The organism is Aeribacillus sp. FSL K6-2833, from assembly GCF_037965815.1.
GTDB classification, from domain to species: domain Bacteria; phylum Bacillota; class Bacilli; order Bacillales; family Aeribacillaceae; genus Aeribacillus; species Aeribacillus composti.
Map to the genome: position 1 here is coordinate 2,524,585 of NZ_CP150189.1, position 18,951 is coordinate 2,543,535.

The following is an 18,951-nucleotide window of genomic DNA, read 5'->3' on the forward strand; positions in this document are numbered from 1 at the left end:
CTCGCTCATGTCGGGGCTGTCTAATAATCGATTTTCCGGCTTATAGACGCCCTTTAATGTTTTAGAAATGTTGATATATCAATGCTTATGATGTTCCGTTTTCAATGGATTTTGACTTTCTGGACAGCCCCTAATGTTTCTTTCGTTTGCCGAAAGTAGCTTTCGATCGACCAGCGTTTCGCATAGTATTCAAGAATAGCCTGATCACTCAGTTTTTGTGTCTGTACTTAAAAAACAACGCAAATGCTCGCTCGTCATCGGTTGATCGGTTTTCCAACAAAACAATACCACCGCATTTGGAATGTCGTTCAATGCCCCTTCGTAGCGATACACTCGATACGTTTCCCCTCCCACGGTCACGAGGTGGGTATCGGAAACATCGATGTAACGGGCAAATTCTTTGACGGATGGACGAATTCCTTGTGGATACAGGATGCGGTTGGTTTTCAGTGCTGCCCAAACGGGTTTCTCCCGAAAAATTTTTTATTGCCGCAAAAAACAACAGTTCTTTTGTCAGTTCAAGTCAGAGACGGCATGTGTAAAAACGCTTGCATCATATGTCAATTCCTAGTTAAAAAGACTCTGTTTTAGCCCCTGTTTTTATATGGGCTTTATGATGTTTTTTCAAAACCTTTTCAACATTTGTCAGGTGTGCGAGCATTAAATGCTGTGCTTCTTCCGCGTTTTGTTGTTCAATTGCTGTAAAGATGGCTTTATGCTCTTGAAAAATTCGTTCTGCGGTTACTTGCTCTGAATAAAGCCAAATTTTTCGTGTTTCCCGCATCGTTTCAACAATCATGTCGGCTACATTGTTCATTAAGCTTAATAAAATGGGGTTTTGCGTAGCGGCTGCGATCGCTTTATGAAACTTCCAATCCGCTTTTTCTCCTAATTCTTCATCGTTTATATGGATAAGCATTTCGTCAAGCGCAGCTTTCATATCATGAAGATTTTGCTCCGTCCGCTTTGCTGCAGCAGTAAATGCAGCACCGACTTCTAATATTTTTCTAACCTCTAATAAATGTTCAATATCTTTCATATTCATTAACGCCGCTGTCGAAAGAGAAAACGTGAATGACATGGGATCAAACTCTTTTACAAACGTTCCTTCCCCTTGTTTCATTTCAACAATCCCCATTGCTCGTAATGCGCTTAATGCTTCACGAATCGCTGCACGGCCGACTTGAAAATTTTCAGCAAGCTGATGAACGGATTCCAATTTTTCTCCTGGTTTTATTTCTCCTTTTTTAATCATATCTAAAAGGGCTTCCGCCACTTCTTCATAAAGCTTTCTCGGTTTGATTTGTTTATATTCCATTTGCTTCACCCCAAAGTTCAACTAAACAAAATGAAGTCCAAAATATCGGTACATTTATTTTACTGGAAAAGACTTATAAAAATCAAAGTGTTGGCGAAAAAATAACAGCGTCTAACCATAAACTTTTTCTTTTTTGACAACTTTTTTGGAAGGAATCATAGACCTGTGTCTCCGAAATCGCGCAAATGACTGAATGAAACTTCATCATAAAAAAAGAGAAATTTGTCTAAACTCTTAAACAATGCTTCATCCGTTACGAACGTCTAATATGTAACTCACTTTTACTGTACCAGTTAAAATGACAAAAACACTCGACGAATATGCTTTATAGCTGTAGACTTGTTAAGGTGATTGATAGAAACGGAAAAGAACGCGTACGAAAAACTTATCAAAAGGGTGAATCCCTGCTTCTTCTTATTTGAAAAGAATATGTTACAATAATGTAGAAAATCGCTACTTCTCAATATCCATTATGAAAAAGGTGTGGAAATATGAACATCATTGTCAGTTCATTAAATGCCAAATACATTCATATGAACTTGGCTATACGTTATTTAAAAGCATATGCCGAGCCAGAATTTCAAGTTCAAATGGCAGAATATACGATAAAAGATCCCGCGATGAACATTGTAACAGATTTGTTTCGAAAAAAACCGGACATAATCGGTTTTAGCTGTTACATATGGAACATTACAGAAACAATCAAAGTGGCGAAAATACTGAAAAAAATAAAGCCGGAAACCATCATTGTCTTTGGTGGGCCTGAAGTATCCTATGATACGAAAGAATGGCTTGAAAAAATCCCAGAGATTGATTTTATTATCGTAGGAGAAGGGGAAGAAACGTTTAAGCAGTTTTTGCGGGAAGCACATGGAAACCAAGAATGGGAAAACGTGAGCGGTTTAGCTTTTCGAAAAGACGGAGCAGTCATTATAAATCCGCAGAGGAACAAAATTGATCTGCGAATGATGCCGTCGCCTTTTCGATTTGATGAAGATGTGCCACATCTTAGCAAACGGATTGTTTATATTGAAACGAGCCGCGGCTGCCCCTTCAACTGCCAATTTTGCTTATCTTCCATTGAGGTTGGGGTTCGTTATTTTGATCGGGAGAAAATCAAGGAAGATATTCGCTATTTAATGAAAAACGGTGCGAAAACAATTAAATTTGTCGACCGAACGTTTAACATCAGCCGGAAATATGCGATGGACATGTTTCAATTTTTAATTGATGAACATGTTCCGGGCGTCGTGTTCCAGTTCGAAATAACTGGCGACATTATGCGCCCGGAAGTGATTCAATTTTTAAATGACAACGCACCGAAAGGACTTTTCCGATTTGAGATCGGCGTTCAATCAACAAACGATTTCACAAACGAATTAGTGAAACGTAAGCAAAACTTCGCAAAACTGTCCAGAACGGTGACGATGATCAAACAAGGCGGAAAAATAGATCAGCACCTTGATTTAATTGCCGGACTTCCTGAAGAAGACTACAACTCTTTTCGAAAAACTTTTAACGATGTGTTTGCATTAAGACCTGAAGAACTGCAGCTTGGTTTTTTAAAAATGCTCAGAGGGACTGGTCTTCGAATTGGAGCTAAACATTTTGGCTACGTGTATATGGATGAACCGCCATACGAAATTTTAAGCAACAACGTTCTCTCTTTTGAAGATATTCTCAAAATTAAACAGGTGGAAGATGTTCTTGAGAAATTTTGGAACGACCATCGAATGGACACGACAGTGGAATATTTAGTAGAAGAAGTGTTTGAGACGCCTTTTGATTTCTTTCAAGAATTTGGCGCCTACTGGGATGAACGCGGATGGGCAAGAATTGGTCATCAGCTCGAAGATTTGTTTCGAAGATTATTTTCGTTTATTCAAGAACGCAAACGAGAACATTTGCCAACTGTTGAAGGGTTTCTGAAATACGATTATTTGCGCAATCAGAAGCAAAAGCCGCGAAAGCCATGGTGGGATGAAAAGCTTAAAAAACAGGAGCAATCAGCAATCTATCAATTTATCCTGTCCAACCCTGAAATGCTTGGAAAAACCTTTTTAAATCTGTCTCTTTCGGAAAAAGATTTATATAAGCATACGGTTTTAGAAATTCTTCCATTTAATCCTGAGCTGTATTTGCAAAAAAAGATATTAGTAAAAGAGCCGGCAATTTTGTTAGTTTATTACAACTATAGCGATCACCAGCCGCATATGTTTTCTTTTCCGTATACTGCGCTGAAAAAGGTGAGGGAAGCTTAACATCCCTCACCTTTTGTTTTTGTTTTTCTTTTGTTTTCTTCTAAAATATCGTAAATTTTCGCAGCATTAAAATCTCCCAGTTCATTGCCAAATTCCAAATCTTGTTTCACATCTTTTTTGTTCTTTACGTTTTTATTATGTTCCATGTGCTTTCCCCTTTTTTGAATTTCGGTTAGCCCCTTTCATCGGGTCTTCATCTGTATAGGATGCTGAAAATTCTTTTTCAGGAAGGCTTTCTGTCGGTGTTTTGCTCGTTTTTTCTGCTTGATTATATGCTTGTTTCCTCTTCAATCTGCATCCTCCTTTCTTTTTTATCTTTTTCAGAAACAAACCATTTATTCAGCTGTTTCTATAAAAGATGGAAAAAGGGATGTGCTTCCATATGGATGCCCGATCGTCAATGCTTAAGTTTTTTCTTGCTCCGCAAGGGTATTTTGTGCTTCTTTTATAACGGGTTAAGCGGCAATTTTGATGCTTTATACTTCAAGCTATTCGGCAATTTTGGACCGTTTTCTGTTTTGCAGCTAAAAAAAGTGATGATTTAGCACTTTGTTTGCATAAAAAAAGAACCGCTCTTATTTGGCGTAATTTCGTAAAACTGCCAAACAATGAAAGAAGCGATTCATGACAACACTGAAATTCGTTTATTCTATTCATCTTCGCAATGGATGGTTGACCTTTTTTACTTTCTAGCTTTGAAAATATTTTTTACTTTTGAAACCACGTAATGGCTTCCTCCGCGATCTTCAACACGTTCAATCATCATCGTTATTAAAAGATCTTTTTTATCCGCATCAACAGCAACAAACCAACCGTTTTCCTGACCTTTTTCTCCTTTTGCCGCTTTCAGCTCTGCCGTTCCTGTTTTTCCAGCCAGCTTCAATCCTGGAGTTCGAGGTTTATATGCCGTTCCGTTCGGATCCTCCACCACTTGAATCAAATCTTGAAAAATCAAATTCGCATGTTCCTTTGAAACAACATGGCTTTTCCAATTGGATGGTGTCTTCTCTTCTTCTTTTATTAATACGGGCTTAATCATGTTTCCGCCATTAATAAATACTGTAAAGGTGTATGCTAAATGCAGAGGAGTGATTTGAATTTGTCCCTGTCCATATCCAGAATCGGCTAAAAGTACTTCATTATCCATACCGTTATTTGCAATTTTCGATGTTTCAACAGGAAACGGAAAATCAATTTTTTCATGAAATGCAAAGGACTCTAGTCCTTTTATAAATTTTTCGGCTCCAATATTTAAAGCAGCCTGGGCGAAGTAAATATTATCTGAATAGGCAAGAGCAGCGCGCAAATCAACTTGTGTTGCAGGGGATGGAACCCGCTTAATATAATAATTGCCCCAGCTCCCGTCTTTTTGCCAAGTATCTTTTGGAATGGAAATCTTTTTATTCGGATCAATCGTTCCGGTATTGAGCCCAATCGCTGCTGTGAGCGGCTTTAAAACAGAACCAGGTGTATACAAATTTTTGAACTTAGCCATAAACGGTTTATTCGGATCATCTTTTTTCTTCTTGTATTCCGTCAGAAAATCGTTCGGATCATAGGACGGCGCACTGACCATAGCCAGAGTTTCTCCGGTTTTTGGATTGATTGCGACACTTGCACCTGAATCAGTTGATAATTCTTTGTAAATATTTTGCTGAAGATCAGCATCAATTGTAAGGTAAATATCGTTTCCGTTCTCAGCTTCTTTTTTGGCGATCACTTCATCTGTTCCTTTTACTTTGATGATCCAGCCTGTCGTTCCGTGCAGCTCATCTTCAAAAACTTGCTCCAATCCAGCTGCGCCAATTTGCTCAGAAGAGCTGTACCCTTTTTCCTCATATTTCTCAAGCTCTTCTTTATACATTGACCGCAAATAGCCAGTCAAGTGGGCAGCGCTCTCGCCAAAAGGATACATTCTTCCCGTTACATTTTTTTTCTTAACGGAAGGAATGGCTAAAAGTTTGTTGACAAGCTCTGTATCAGCCGGATTTACGATTTTCAGCGGGACGAATGAGTCCTCCTTCACCCAGCCTTGGGATAATTTTCTCTCAATTTCCTCCTTGGAAACTTCAAGAAGCTTCGCTGTTTGTTCCAAAATGGTTTCTTTTTGCTCCTTCATTTCTCCCGGTACTACACCGATTTCAAACAACAGGCCATTGATGGCAAGTCCTTTTCCATTTCGGTCAAAAATCTCCCCTCTTTCCGGCTCGATAGGCTGGATGGAAATTTCTTCTCCCTCATCAAGCTGAGGAAAAATAAAGGAAGGATTCCATTCAATTCGCCAATCGTTTCCATTATCTGTTTCTTCTTTTTTTAAAACGGCTTTGTTTTCAAAGCTTATTTTCCCCGCTAATGTTTCCATTGAAACAGCAAATGGGAATGTAATATTTCCGTTTTTATCAGGCTTTATTTCTTCTTTCGGTTTCTTAAAGTCGATTTTCAGCTGTTTCACACCTGAATCTTGATAAATTTTTTCATAGCGGGAAACAAATTCGTCTTTTTTGATATTTTTTTTCACATTGGCAGTCAATTGGTCATACATTTCCGAAAAATTTTGGTCTCTCCAATTGGCAACAAAGTCTGCAAAACGATCCTCCGGCTCTGGATCTTTAGAACATCCCGAAAAAAGCACCAGCACGACAAAAACACTAAAAAAAAGCTTTCGAATCCGCACAAAAATTCCCCCTCTCCCCTATGATTTTATGACAATTCTTTTTTATCCAATAATTACCCGCTCTTTTGGATAATGATAATTGGCTTCCTTCCTCTGTTTTCCAATTAAAAAAATAAACGATAAAATGCCGATCCGACCAATAAACATCATGATCATGATTATGATTTTTCCGATCGGACTAAGTTCAGATGTAATGCCAAGCGAAAGCCCTGTTGTTCCAAAGGCTGAACAAACTTCAAAGATAATTTCCATTAACGTAAACCGTTCTGTTGCAGATAATATGACAATCGAAGTTAAGCACAAAATAACAGAAACTGTCATAACGGCAATTGATTTTTTTATATCATCTGGGTGTATTTCCCGTTTAAATACTTTCACCGTGCTGGAGCCTTTCGCAAAATGAAAGGCAACTAGCAAAATGACTGCAACGGTAGTCGTTCTGACACCGCCACCCACAGAGCTTGGCGAAGCACCTATAAACATAAATATGGACATAATCAGCAAAGTCGTCTCGCTGAACATGCTGACATCCATTGTATAAAGCCCTGTGCTCCTTGTGGTAGCTGATTGAAACAGAGCATAGAAGAAAGATTCGAGAAAACTTTTATCAGATAAATAATTGCTTGATTCTATTAGATAGATCAGGATTGTTCCAATAACGACCAATGCGAAAAAAGTCACAGTTGTCAATTTTGTGTACAAAGAAAACCGGTATGTCCTTTTTGTTCCAATTGTCAAAATAAAGTTTTTTGTCTCAATCAAAACTGGAAATCCGATAGCTCCCAGCGTCATTAAAATAATATGAACCATTTGGACAAAATAATCATGTGCAAAAGGTACAAGCGACGAACCGCTTATATCAAAGCCGGCATTCGTTGTGGCGCTGATGGCAGAAAACATGCCATGCAAATAAGCTTCCTTCCATTCCGGAAAATATTTTAAATAATATGTGCCTAATATGATGGTGCCGATCAGTTCAATAATCAAAATCATCAACATAATTTGCCTCATTAAATTTACAATGCCGGACAAATTCAATTGATTTTGATCAACCATGATCAACTGACGTTCCCTTAAGCCTATTTTTTTGCCTAAAACGAACCAAAACAATGTGCCCAACGTCATGATGCCGATGCCGCCAATTTGGAGAACAATCATTAAAATAAAAATCCCCGGAACGGTAAACGTATCAATGATTGAAACAGTTGTCAGCCCTGTTACACTTACTGCACTAACAGCAGTAAACAATGCATCCAAAAACGTCCATTCGGCATCCGGTTTGTGAACAAACGGCAAACTGAGCAAAATGACCGCAACAGTGATAGCTAAAAAATAAAAAATAGCAAGCATCTGAGCTGGTGATAGTGAAACTAATCGATTACGAATATTTACTAGCATCCTTGTTCAATCCTTTTTTTTACTGCTCATACTATCATAAAGAAAGTACAAGTTTTTTTAAAGAGGTTTTTCCAATTTTGATCATCGAAACTGAAAAATTTGTTATTGTGCCAATTTCTACAAATTCATACTCAAGAAAAATTTATCTGAACTTATTAATTCCATATAAAATGCTTGTTTTTTTATATCTTTTTATTAAAAATAAGGGTAGGCTGTTTAATAAAGGGGGATGTTATGGGAAAAATTCAATTGCGTCGTTCCGTTATGGTTCAATTATTACTATCTTTAAAAGGAATACACGAATTATCCCCTGAAGAAGTGATGAAACAACAATTGCCCTCTGATCAAACAAACCAAATACCTGGCTTCATCAAAAAATTGAGCAAACAAAGAGACAAAGGAGAGCTTGGACTGTCAACGAATGAAATCGTCATCTTAGGAAATTTTTGCGAACTAACTTCCTTGAAATCAACTTCCGTTCAAAATTGGGTCAAGCGTGATATAAAAGAAATCATCGGTCCTCCTGAACTTGGAAAAAAATATTCGGTCGAACAAGCTGCTTTATTGTTAATTGTAAAAGATTTAAAAACCATATTCGACTTTGAAACTGTCCGTTCCTTATTGATGAAAGTTTTTAATACGATTTCCGACCGGAATGATGATTTAATCAGTCCGTTAATGTTTTATAAATTATATACAGATGTGTTGGAACAAGTAAAAAATGTCGAGATCGACAACAACCGGCAGTTTGAAAAAAAACTTTTCGTACAAACAAAAAGGCTTCTTCAAAAGCAAACTTCTTTATCGGAAGCTCAAATCGACAGCATTTGCCATGTGACGGTTGCTGCGGTATTGGCTGTTTTAACGTATCATTTTCAAACAAGGGCAAAAGCGTTCATTGATAAAGAAAGCGAATCGAAAAAAATAGATAATAACTAACTTTTAGATCGGGAATTGCGGTTGTGCAATTCCCGAACGTTATTTTCGGGCTTGACTACTTTTAGCCGAACCTTTTATGTAAAATTCGAGAGCCCTCATGTCTTCAAGCAATTCCTTTTTCATTCGTTCAAAAGCTGTATAACGTTCGTATGTAAAATCCATTTTTTCTTCCATCATCTTGACCATTTCATGAAAATGGTTTGAAATTCTTTGTAAGCTATTTTCCATCATGTTAAGATAAACATCATTTTTTTGATGATTCAAATAAGTCCCCTCCTTATAGCAGCCAATACCTATATAATAACAAAGAAACGGCAAAGGGCAACATTTTTAAGGGAGCGTGAAATCACATAGAAAAGTTAAGAAATGTGGCAAGAAAGATAAGAAAAGAGGGATTTCTAATTTTACAATTGCAGTTGTCGCAGCACAAGATAGAAATGGCAATATGATTGCTCGAAAAACAGGAACAGGGCGTGTTAAAGCCGAAGAAATTGAACTGTGATAGGTGAGTTTATTCACCTTCCGCTTTGCTATGCACTGATACAGCAACGAATTATAAGAAGCTTGCCAAATTGAAGGGGGTGTTGGTCAATGAACGCCAAATGCAACGTGTTAAGGAAGGAATTTATCATATTCAACACGTTAACAATTTCCACAATCGCTTGAAAAGTTGGGTGGAAAGGTTCTAAAGGGTTGGAACTCGTTATTTGGATCACTGCCTTTATTAGTTCCGTTGATTAATAAAGAAAGGATTTAACATTTGATAAACGTGTTAGAGCAAATGCTTATTTCAGCTTGTCAAAAATCAAATTATACAACTGTGGAATTATTAAGAAGTACTAATAAAAGACCTCAAAGCACTCTCCTTACTTTAAGAATATTGATGCGGCTATAAAACCTATTATGATCGCAAGGATAAGTATTCCAGTACCCTTCCAACCTAAACTAGCTACTAAATCAGCAAGGTTTCCAGTTTCAGCCCTATTAAACGCATCTTTTATATTTCCAGTTGGGTTTCGTATTAATTCTTCTCGTCTTTGTTTTTCTCGTCTTCTTCCAGGTGTTTCTTTGTCTTCGCTCATTATCACACCCCCATTTTTGTAATGCTAACATATGTTCTTCATACTCTTTACATAAATCTTACCTTAAGGTTTATAAGATGATTTTAACACATTATGGTAATTTAACAAATTTTCATATAAAAAAATCTTTTAGAGAACAGCCATTACTAAAAATAAACAATTGAAATGATCAAAACTAAAGGCGCTCCGGACCATGTAAAAATGATAAAACATACTAACATTAGTAGTACAGACCTAGGCCAAGGTTTGTGCTACTATTTTTTTATAGTAGAAGTGAAGGAAGGTCGAACATCCCCTGGGACCAAATAGAGTCCGTATTAAAAACAGACCAACTTCACATCCTTATTTGAATCAGTTTAGTATGTTGGGTCCGAAGAGACCGTGTATAAGAAAATGGAATCAATAAGGCAATGTGAAGAACTTCTATGTTTGGCTAAAAAGGAGAGGCAGAAAATATGAAACACGTAGTGGCATTTGATGTCAGTATGGGGAAAAGTACAATGGTCATTTATGACCGTTATCGTCAATGCGAATATGAGGGTGAAATAACCCATAACCGCTACTCTTTCGAGAAATTAAACGAAACCCTTATATCTTTAACACAAAAAGATGCACAGGCACCTGATATTGTCTTTGAAGCAACAGGCGTATATTCAAAACCACTAGAACGATTCTTAGGTGATCAAGGTTATATGTATTATCGAGTTAACCCACTCGAAGCGAATATTCAAATGGCTTCAATGAGGAGACAAAAAACAGATAAAAGCGACGCTCATGAACTTGCGAAAACTCACTTTAGAGTTGAACGTGAACAAACTTATCAAGAAGGGGAATATTATAAACAAATGCGTGCAATGACGAGATATTATGATGAATTAAGTAGTGAAATGACGCATTTATATAGTCGTTTACATGCGATTCTACAATTGAGTTTTCCCGAGTTAGAAAAGCTATTCAGTAAACGTTCTGCTTTATTTTTGAATGTCGTTCAATTATACCCTCATCCGGATCATGTGTTAGTTTGTTCAAAAACAGTGATTCGTAATCGTTTAAAAGCCAACACAAGAAAAAACTTATCATTGGCACGTGCTGAAGAAAAAGGGATCGCTTTAATCGAAGCAGCAAAAGAAGCGTATCCAGCAATTTCAAAAGATGATATTCGCTGTGAACAAGTGCGGGATTATGCCAAACGGATTGCAGACTTGAAGGAGAAAAGAGATCAACTTGTCCAAAAGATGGTTAAATTATCGAAAGATAAACAAGAGTATCAGATTTTAATTTCATTTCCAGGAATCGGAGAAACGACTGCAGTTCGTTTAATTGGAGAATTAGGAGATATTCGACGATTCAAAAACCATAAACAACTGAATGCTTACGTCGGTATTGATATTATGAGATATCAATCTGGGAATACCTTTTATAAAGACAAGATTAATAAAAGAGGAAATAACAAACTTAGAAAGATTCTATTTTACATGATCCAGACCATGATCCAACTACGGAAAAACACACAAAATCATATTGTAGATTATTATGATAAATTAAAAACGCAACCCCAGAGGAAACCTCATAAAGTTGCGTCCATAGCATGCGTGAATAAGTTCTTGAAATCGGCTTATCACCTTATCACACATAATCTGAAATACGATTACGAAAAGGCAACAATGCATCAGTAATCGTAAGTAAGATTATATCACAAAGACCTGACGAAAAAAATGGAAATCGTGAGGTCTATTTGTCATGCGAAAATTTATTTTGGAAGGAAGGGGTCCCCCTTCCTTCCAAAATAAAATCTATATTAACCAAATTATTTAATAAAAAATACTTGACTAGAGGTAAGAAAGGGGGTGTCTAATAAGTCGTTTTTACGGCTTATTGACGCCCCCATTAATGTGTTAGAAACGTTGATATATCGGTGTTTATGATTTTTTGTTTTCAATGGCGATTTGACTTTCTGTACAGCCCCTCTTAAAATAGATCATTCCACACCTTTTGTCCATTCTGCCACTTTACCTTGATTTGCTTCGACCCAATCTTCTGCTGCTTTAGCAGGATCACTGCCTTCTGAAATTTCCAACATGACTTGTTCAATATCTTCAGCAGTCCATGAGAATTGATCCAAAATTTTATATGCTTTCGGCATATCTTCTTTTAATCCCTTTCGAACGATTGTGGATATATGTTCTTCTTTCCCAAAGGAGCCTTTCGGATCTTCCAAAAATTTTAAGTCATATGCAGCAAATTTCCAATGCGGGGACCAGCCTGTAACGACAATTGGTTCTTTATTTTTATAAGCTTCCCCTAAAGCCGTTGCCATAGCTCCGCTTGAAGATGTTTGGACTTGCCAGCCTTTTAGGCTTTCATATGTTTTAACAGCGTTTTCCGCTGATTTTACAACGCCCGCTCCAGGTTCAATGCCTGTAATCGTTTTGTTTAATTTGCCAGCATATTGATCGAGCTCTTCAATTGATTGAATGTCCATATATTTCGGAACGACGAGCCCGATTTTCGCACCCTCCAAGTTTGGACCTAAATCCTCCAGCTGATCTTTATATTCTTCATATAAATCTCCGTGAGTAGCCGGCAGCCAGGCGGCAACCATGCCGTCTGCCTCACCTTTTGCAACAGATTCCCACATAACAGCATTATCAACAGGTGTAATGTCCACATCGAATCCTTGATCTTCTAAAACTTTTTTGATGACATGGGCGGAGGCGACTTCCGTATCCCATTCCACGTAAACCAATTTTATTTTTCCTTCATCTGCCGCCCCGCCTTCAGATCCCCCGTTTGATCCGCAGCCAGCCACTAAAAGCGACAAGGAAATTCCGGCAACAAGTCCTAGGCGTTTCCAAATTCGTTTAAACATAAATATCAAAACTCCTTTTTAATTTTTCAATTCGAAAAGAGACCAACTTGCTATACATGATCATGCTTCTTGTTCATGCTTTGAGTGAAGCGGTCGATAATGATGGCTAATATGACAATACCGATACCTGCAACAAATCCGGGACCAATTTGAGCGCGCTGCAAAGCGGATAACACGTTTCTTCCAAGACCCGGCGCTCCAATCATCGAGGCAATGACAACCATTGATAATGCCAGCATGACGGTTTGATTGATTCCGGCCATAATTGTGGCTCTCGCCATCGGCAGTTCTACTTTAAATAGTTTTTGAACTGCTGTGCTACCGAATGCATCAGAAGCTTCAATCAATTCTTTCGGCACCTGGCGAATTCCTAAATTCGTAAAACGAACGGTAGGAGGTGTCGCGAAAATTAATGATGCAAACACTCCCGGCACCATGCCGATGCCAAAAAAAGCAACGGCAGGTATTAAGTAGACAAATGCAGGCATCGTTTGCATAAAATCCAAGATAGGAGTAATCATTGCTTCCGCTGTTCTGCTTTTAGACATTAAAATACCTATTGGAATACCGATGATGACGGATAATAAACTTGCGATCAAAACTAAAGTAAATGTACTTATTAAATGATCCCAAAGCTCTTGGTTGTAAATAAACCAAAGGCCGACGATGGAAAATGCCGGCAGGCCAAACTTTTTTCCGCTTATAAAAAAGGCAATAACGGCAACGATCAATATGACTAGAACAGGCGGCACAGCCCCCAACAAATCCGCCACATATTCCATTAAATCCTCAAAATATTTTTTTAACGGATCAAACAAAAACGAAAAAGAATTTGTCACCCAGTCCGTAAATTGTTTGATCTTTTCCGCAACTGGAATTTTCGGAACAAAATCCAACACATTATTCAGCACTGTTTGTGCTCACCTCGCTTTCACCTGCAAGAGCCGCGATGACTGACCCGCGAACGATGATCCCTATTAATTTTTCCTTTTCGACTACTGCTACTGGTATCGGCGAGTCGTGGATGACCGTAAAAATATCATACATTGGAGTGTCCTTTTCAACCTTCGGAACATTTGTCCGCAATATTTCTTCAATATCACGAACATCTTTTTTTCTTGCTTCTGATGCATCATCAGCTGTTACATAACCTTTTAGATTCCGTTTGCTGTCAACAACGAAAATGGTGGATATCCCTTCTTCTCTCATTCTTTCCAATGCAACACGCGGTCCATGCTTTTCAATATTGATCGTTTCGGGCCGTTTCATAATATGCTGCGCCGTCAATATTTTCGATCTGTCTACATCTTCAACGAATTTTTCGACATAGTCGTTTGCCGGATTCATTAAAATCTCTTCGGGCGTACCGATTTGCACAATCGATCCGTCTTTCATTAAGGCAATCCGGTCTCCAAGCCGCAAAGCTTCATCTAAATCATGTGTAATAAATATAATGGTTTTCTTCATCGTCCCTTGAAGATCGAGCAATTCATCCTGCATTTCTTTTCGGATAAGCGGATCCAAGGCTGAAAAGGCCTCATCCATCAACAGCACTTCAGGATCATTTGCCAATGCTCTCGCAAGTCCTACGCGCTGCTGCATTCCGCCTGACAGCTGATTAGGCTTTTGCTCCAAATATTGTCCTAATCCGACCATTTCAAGCGCTTTGATTGCCTTCTCCCTTCGTTCTTCTTTTGGGACCTTTTGAATTTCAAGTCCGAATTCTGCATTTTCTAAAACCGTTCGGTGCGGAAATAGGGCAAATCGTTGAAAAACCATGCTGATTTTTTTTCTCCGCACCTCTCGCAATGATTTTTTATCCATTTTTGATAAATTGTCCCCATCGATAAAAATGCTTCCTTTAGTCGGTTCAATCAACCGGTTGAGCAATCTTATCAATGTTGATTTGCCGCTTCCAGACAACCCCATAATGACGAAAATTTCTCCAGCCTCAACGGAAAAGGAAGCGCGATTCACTCCCACTGTATGTCCGGTTTTTTGTAAAATTTCATGCTTTGAAAATCCTTCATCTAATAGCTTCAATGCTTGAGCGGGGTTTTTACCAAAAATTTTTGTTAAATTTTTCACCTCAATGATCGGCATTTTTCCACCCCTTTTTTCTAAAATTCAATACTTTCAAAATAATACGCCGATAAAATTGTCATACTAAGCTTTAATAGCTCATAATAAAAATATGTAAACCCGAACGATTCGTTGCTTTATAAGTATAACTAATTTTTCTTGATGGACACAAACGCGGTATATAGCGGATATCTCTTATATTTAATTATCAGTTTGTACTGAATAGTTTTTTTATATAGTTTTCTTACATTTCCTTTTATATGCTGGTAAATTCATACCAATATCAACATTTTACGGTCAACTACATTGTTTATTTTTAACCAACAAGTTCCACACATCAGATCACTTCTTTTTTGCAAACTATGCGTAAACAGGCAAAAAGGAGTTGAATTCGAATGGCAAGGCGAAATCAATTAATTGTTCCAGGAGTTGAACAAGCTCTTGAACAATTTAAAATGGAAATCGCGCAAGAGTTTGGTGTCCACCTTGGTTCAAATACTACCTCACGCGCAAACGGATCTGTTGGAGGAGAAATGACAAAGCGTTTAATTGCACAAGCTCAGGCTGATTTTAGCGGAAAACAGCCTTAAAATAGACTTTTGTAAATAATACAAACATTTTATCCTTTCCCATGTTCGTCCAAATGCTTCATTTTTCATATTGTTTAGGGTAAAATGATGTTGGATGATGTTTCATAAGTTTTATTTGTTCATGTTCCGATTGCATAACGGCATGAAATGGAACATTTTTTAGGAGGAATAGAACATGGGAATTGGTTGGACAGAATTTATTTTAATCATTTTCGTTGCACTTTTGCTTTTTGGACCGAGCAAGCTTCCGGAGCTTGGAAAAGCAGCAGGAAAAACGCTGCGGGAATTCAAGCTGGCTACAAAAGGAATTCTTGACGAAGAAGAAAAAAATGAAAAAAAATAATTGGTTCAACCGTAAAATCGGCAAATTGCCGATTTTTTCTTTTTTCGGAATTTGTATGAACCGTTTTTCGAGTATTTAACTTACATTTTTTAACACAAATCATTCTGATCCTTTCGCAAAAAATAAAGAGAAAGAAAAGGTAACTTACGGAAAGGCGGAATGAATATGCATACAATGTGGAAAGGTTCCATATCCTTCGGGCTCGTCAACATCCCGGTCAAACTGTTTTCTGCTACAGAAGACAAGGATATGAAATTTCGTCAGCTTCACAAAAAATGCCATACCCCAATTCAATACGCAAAACGTTGTCCAAACTGCGACGAAGAAGTTGGCAACGATGACATTGTGAAAGGGTTCGAATATGTACAAGGCAAATTCATTATTTTAACAGATGAGGAATTAGCAGCTCTGAAGGAAGAAAATGAAGACAAAACGGTTGAAATCGTCGATTTCGTGAATTTGCCGGAAATTGATCCGATTTATTTTAACCGGTCATATTATATCGGTCCAGGCGAAAACGGACAAAAAGTGTATGCATTGCTTCGTGAAGCATTGAAACAATCAGGGAAGATTGGAATTGGAAAGATTTCAATGCGCTCTAAACAACAATTGGCTGTCATCCGGACATATGAGGACGTCATTTTAATGGAAACGATTCATTATCCAGATGAAGTGCGAAACGCCCGTGACGTTCCCGGGGTTCCTCAAAATACCAATATTGAAAAAAAAGAGCTGGACGCTGCCATGCTGCTTATCGATCAGCTGACAACAACGTTCCAACCGGAGAAATATCAAGATGAATACCGTTTGCGGATTCAAGAAAAAATTGAAGAAAAAGTACAGCAAAACGAAACAAAAACGGCTGAACCGTCTCCAAAAAAGAACGTAGTCGATTTAATGAGTGCGCTTGAGGCAAGCATCGAACGCTCAAAATCATTAAATAAAAAGGGAGAAGAAAAAAGCGGAGCAGCAGGCAAAAAAACGAAAACGACCCGCAAAAAAGCTTAGCTTTGCCGGACAATAAAGCGGGCGGCCGACAGCAAATCCGGAAAATGAAAATCAGCTATTTTTTCTTGATGGCGGCTGCCTACTAATATCGTTTTAGCTCCTGCAGCCTTTCCGGCAGCGATATCTACTTCACGATCGCCAATCATATAACTGTTCTCTATATTGATGTTATATTTCTTTGCCAAATCAACAATCATCTTTGGCTCCGGCTTACGGCAGGCGCAGCCTTCTTTAGGTGCGTGGGGACAATAGGCAACCTCTTTAATCGTTCCGCCTTTTTTTTCAATTTCACGAACCATTTTTTCATGGATTTTGTGGAGCATTTTTTCTGACATGTATCCTAATCCGATTCCGCCCTGATTTGTGACAACGAAAACGTCAAAATTGGATCTGTTCAAAAGCGCAACAGCTTCAGCTGCTCCTTTTAACAAATAAAAATCTTCAGGCTTATTTACGAAACGGACACGATTGGTCATCACTTCATTTACAACGCCGTCTCTGTCTAAAAAAACTGCATTTTTCACAAATCTATCCTCCAATCTTTAAGGGTGAACACTATGCAACCGATGATGCCGACATTATCTTTCCATATTCCGGAAGGGGAGCAATGGCTATATGAGCCAAAATATGATGGTTTTCGCGCGATATTGCAAGCTGACGAAGACCGTATTTCTCTCATGAGCCGAAATGGAAACGATTTATCCCCATCGTTCCCGGAAATTAAACATTTTATCGAAAGACAAATAGAAAAATGGCGTCCTTTTTTTCCGCTTGTTTTGGACGGAGAGCTTGTTATGCTCAAAACAGCTTTTTCCGCTGATGTTGCCTCTTTAAAAAGAAAATGGAAAAGAAAAAGCGATGAAACGACCGAAGCATATCAGCTTCTCGTTTTCGATATACTTTTGCTGCAAGGAGAGGATATAACAAAAAAACCCCTTTCCAACCGAAAAGAACTACTATCCTCCGTATTTAAACAACTCGGTTTACCGCTGCATGTTAGTCCAGAGAATCCGATCCCGATCCAAATGATTCAAGCATATCATCAGTTTTCCCAATTATGGGAAAAAATTGTCCAGCATGAAGGAGAAGGCGTTGTTTGCAAACATATGTTAAGCACATATGAGAACAAGAAAAGAACATCACAATGGCTGAAAATCAAAAACTTTAAAGAAGCGCTCTTTTTTGTCACTGGATTTGATTCAAACAACGGCTACATACATATTTCTGTTCATCATAAAGGAGCAATTGTGCAAGCCGGCGTTTTTTCTCACGGTATGCCTGACAACCAAAAACAAGCGTTGTTGGAGATTATAAAAAAGAAAGGAAAAAAGGAAAACCACCTATATACTATAGAGCCGGCCATTTGCATGAAAGTACGGTTTCTTTCCATTGACAGCGGCAGTTTAAGAGAACCTTCTTTCCATTCCTTTGCATTGGAACATGATTGGACAGACTGCACTTTTTTGCAGCTGAAAATGGCTGAAGCCAATGTCAAAGATGTGGCTGTCACACATATTGAAAAACCTCTTTGGCCGAAATATGATATACAAAAACAAGATTTTTTGCTTTATTTATTGGAAATATCCGATTATATGCTTCCATTTTTAAAAGACCGCCCCTTAACGGTGATCCGCTATCCGCACGGTTTGTTGGGAGAAGCATTTTTTCAAAAAAATTGTCCTGATTATGCCCCGGAATTTATTCAGACAAAAACAATCGACGGGATTCATTATATCATTTGCAATGATAAAAAAACGCTTATGTGGCTTGGCAACCAGCTCGCAATTGAATTTCATATCCCCTTTAATACGTGGAAGGAAAAACAGCCGGCGGAAATTGTATTTGATTTAGATCCGCCGTCAAAAAACGAATTTCATTTGGCTATCTATGCTGCAAACAAGCTGAAGGAATGTTTAGATCGGTTTGAGATTGCCTCCTTTCCAAAGCTTTCCGGAAACAAAGGAATTCAAGTTCATATTCCGATCGGCACCAATATTTTCTCATATGAGGAAACGAGGCGGTTTACGTCTTTTTTCGCTAATTATTTAGCCGAACAGCATCCGAACGAATTTACGATTGAACGCTTGAAGAAAAAACGGGGCAGCCGCCTTTATATTGACTTTTTACAGCATGCAGAGGGAAAAACGATCATTTCACCTTATTCCGTCAGAGGAGTCGAAAATGGAACGGTTGCCGCTCCGCTTCATTGGAATGAAGTCAATGAACAGCTTGATGCCGAATCTTTTACAATGGACTACTGCATCAACAGGGTAAAATCAGGTATTTGTCCAATGAAACATTATTTTTCCATCGATCAGCATGAAAAAATTAAAGCCATCGTCGAGCATTTATTATGAAAACCGCCTATACAACTTGAGCTTCTTCAG

General features: G+C 38.1%; 18 protein-coding genes and 2 pseudogenes. 8 read left to right on the top strand and 12 right to left on the bottom strand.

Annotated features, from left to right (window positions below; genetic code table 11):
* Positions 1 to 131: 131 nt before the first annotated feature.
* Together NSQ94_RS12255 and NSQ94_RS12260 are read right to left on the bottom strand one after the other, a co-directional pair.
* A pseudogene (locus tag NSQ94_RS12255) lies at positions 132 to 462 on the bottom strand (IS701 family transposase); the annotation flags it as partial.
* A gap of 109 nt (positions 463 to 571) precedes the next feature.
* Positions 572 to 1,318: a FadR/GntR family transcriptional regulator gene (locus tag NSQ94_RS12260; RefSeq protein WP_063389375.1), complete on the bottom strand. Its 747-nt coding sequence runs from the start codon at positions 1,316 to 1,318 to the stop codon at positions 572 to 574.
* 491 nt (positions 1,319 to 1,809) lie between these two features.
* Between NSQ94_RS12260 and NSQ94_RS12265 the strand changes: the two genes are divergently transcribed.
* The gene (locus NSQ94_RS12265) at positions 1,810 to 3,579 is read left to right on the top strand and encodes a B12-binding domain-containing radical SAM protein (RefSeq protein ID WP_339229227.1); all 1,770 of its coding nucleotides are present in this window, start codon (positions 1,810 to 1,812) and stop codon (positions 3,577 to 3,579) included.
* Here NSQ94_RS12265 and NSQ94_RS12270 read toward each other — a convergent pair.
* The 4 genes from NSQ94_RS12270 to NSQ94_RS12285 all read right to left on the bottom strand — a co-directional run bounded on the left by NSQ94_RS12270 (position 3,576) and on the right by NSQ94_RS12285 (position 7,651).
* Complete coding sequence (locus tag NSQ94_RS12270; RefSeq protein WP_186439327.1) at positions 3,576 to 3,725, bottom strand: hypothetical protein; 150 nt, start codon at positions 3,723 to 3,725, stop codon at positions 3,576 to 3,578. The genes NSQ94_RS12265 and NSQ94_RS12270 overlap by 4 nt on opposite strands.
* Positions 3,715 to 3,870: a hypothetical protein gene (locus NSQ94_RS12275; RefSeq protein ID WP_162877044.1), complete on the bottom strand. Its 156-nt coding sequence runs from the start codon at positions 3,868 to 3,870 to the stop codon at positions 3,715 to 3,717. Before NSQ94_RS12275 ends, NSQ94_RS12270 begins: the two co-directional genes overlap by 11 nt.
* Positions 3,871 to 4,261: 391 nt before the next feature.
* Positions 4,262 to 6,247 (bottom strand): penicillin-binding transpeptidase domain-containing protein, encoded by a 1,986-nt coding sequence (locus NSQ94_RS12280; RefSeq protein ID WP_066250824.1) that lies wholly within the window; start codon positions 6,245 to 6,247, stop codon positions 4,262 to 4,264.
* A gap of 48 nt (positions 6,248 to 6,295) precedes the next feature.
* Positions 6,296 to 7,651 (bottom strand): TrkH family potassium uptake protein, encoded by a 1,356-nt coding sequence (locus NSQ94_RS12285; RefSeq protein WP_066250816.1) that lies wholly within the window; start codon positions 7,649 to 7,651, stop codon positions 6,296 to 6,298.
* A 234-nt stretch (positions 7,652 to 7,885) separates the two neighbouring features.
* Between NSQ94_RS12285 and NSQ94_RS12290 the strand changes: the two genes are divergently transcribed.
* On the top strand, positions 7,886 to 8,590 hold the full coding sequence (locus NSQ94_RS12290; RefSeq protein WP_066250820.1) for a DUF1836 domain-containing protein: 705 nt from the start codon (positions 7,886 to 7,888) through the stop codon (positions 8,588 to 8,590).
* Between the two features lie 39 nt (positions 8,591 to 8,629).
* Here the strand turns inward: NSQ94_RS12290 and NSQ94_RS12295 are convergent, their stop codons facing one another.
* A complete protein-coding gene (locus NSQ94_RS12295) occupies positions 8,630 to 8,854 on the bottom strand; it encodes a hypothetical protein (protein WP_063389379.1) in 225 nt (74 codons plus the stop codon).
* A gap of 82 nt (positions 8,855 to 8,936) precedes the next feature.
* On the opposite strand from NSQ94_RS12295, the pseudogene NSQ94_RS12300 reads away from it, so the two are divergent.
* Positions 8,937 to 9,485, top strand: a pseudogene (locus NSQ94_RS12300) (IS1595 family transposase); the annotation flags it as partial.
* Here the strand turns inward: NSQ94_RS12300 and NSQ94_RS12305 are convergent.
* Positions 9,457 to 9,672, bottom strand: a complete 216-nt coding sequence (locus NSQ94_RS12305; protein ID WP_066250822.1) for a DUF6366 family protein — start codon at positions 9,670 to 9,672, stop codon at positions 9,457 to 9,459. The pseudogene NSQ94_RS12300 and the gene NSQ94_RS12305 sit on opposite strands and share 29 nt — an antisense overlap.
* Positions 9,673 to 10,127: 455 nt before the next feature.
* Between NSQ94_RS12305 and NSQ94_RS12310 the strand changes: the two genes are divergently transcribed.
* Positions 10,128 to 11,348 (top strand): IS110 family transposase, encoded by a 1,221-nt coding sequence (locus tag NSQ94_RS12310; RefSeq protein WP_063388609.1) that lies wholly within the window; start codon positions 10,128 to 10,130, stop codon positions 11,346 to 11,348.
* A 302-nt stretch (positions 11,349 to 11,650) separates the two neighbouring features.
* Here the strand turns inward: NSQ94_RS12310 and NSQ94_RS12315 are convergent, their stop codons facing one another.
* From NSQ94_RS12315 to NSQ94_RS12325, 3 genes are read right to left on the bottom strand one after another with little or no spacing between them, the layout of a single operon-like run.
* Positions 11,651 to 12,541: a glycine betaine ABC transporter substrate-binding protein gene (locus NSQ94_RS12315; protein ID WP_066250827.1), complete on the bottom strand. Its 891-nt coding sequence runs from the start codon at positions 12,539 to 12,541 to the stop codon at positions 11,651 to 11,653.
* A gap of 50 nt (positions 12,542 to 12,591) precedes the next feature.
* Positions 12,592 to 13,452, bottom strand: a complete 861-nt coding sequence (locus tag NSQ94_RS12320) for a proline/glycine betaine ABC transporter permease (RefSeq protein WP_277986810.1) — start codon at positions 13,450 to 13,452, stop codon at positions 12,592 to 12,594.
* Entirely contained in the window at positions 13,442 to 14,644 is a 1,203-nt protein-coding gene (locus NSQ94_RS12325) for a glycine betaine/L-proline ABC transporter ATP-binding protein (RefSeq protein WP_063389382.1), read from the bottom strand. Before NSQ94_RS12325 ends, NSQ94_RS12320 begins: the two co-directional genes overlap by 11 nt.
* 374 nt (positions 14,645 to 15,018) lie before the next feature.
* Between NSQ94_RS12325 and NSQ94_RS12330 the strand changes: the two genes are divergently transcribed.
* The 3 genes from NSQ94_RS12330 (at position 15,019) to NSQ94_RS12340 (ending at position 16,564) form a co-directional block, all read left to right on the top strand.
* Positions 15,019 to 15,213 carry an alpha/beta-type small acid-soluble spore protein gene (locus tag NSQ94_RS12330; RefSeq protein WP_063389383.1) on the top strand — a complete coding sequence of 65 codons (195 nt, stop codon included), beginning with the start codon at positions 15,019 to 15,021 and terminating at the stop codon, positions 15,211 to 15,213.
* A 175-nt stretch (positions 15,214 to 15,388) separates the two neighbouring features.
* Complete coding sequence (locus NSQ94_RS12335) at positions 15,389 to 15,556, top strand: twin-arginine translocase TatA/TatE family subunit (protein WP_063389384.1); 168 nt, start codon at positions 15,389 to 15,391, stop codon at positions 15,554 to 15,556.
* A 165-nt stretch (positions 15,557 to 15,721) separates the two neighbouring features.
* Positions 15,722 to 16,564, top strand: coding sequence for a Ku protein (locus tag NSQ94_RS12340; protein WP_066250830.1), 843 nt, complete (start codon positions 15,722 to 15,724; stop codon positions 16,562 to 16,564).
* Here the strand turns inward: NSQ94_RS12340 and NSQ94_RS12345 are convergent.
* Positions 16,561 to 17,088, bottom strand: a complete 528-nt coding sequence (locus NSQ94_RS12345) for an HAD family hydrolase (RefSeq protein ID WP_063389386.1) — start codon at positions 17,086 to 17,088, stop codon at positions 16,561 to 16,563. The two genes, NSQ94_RS12340 and NSQ94_RS12345, sit on opposite strands and share 4 nt — an antisense overlap.
* A gap of 33 nt (positions 17,089 to 17,121) precedes the next feature.
* Here NSQ94_RS12345 and NSQ94_RS12350 point away from each other — a divergent pair, with 33 nt between their 5' ends.
* Entirely contained in the window at positions 17,122 to 18,921 is a 1,800-nt protein-coding gene (locus NSQ94_RS12350; protein ID WP_339229230.1) for a DNA ligase D, read from the top strand.
* The last annotated feature ends 30 nt before the right edge of the window (positions 18,922 to 18,951 follow it).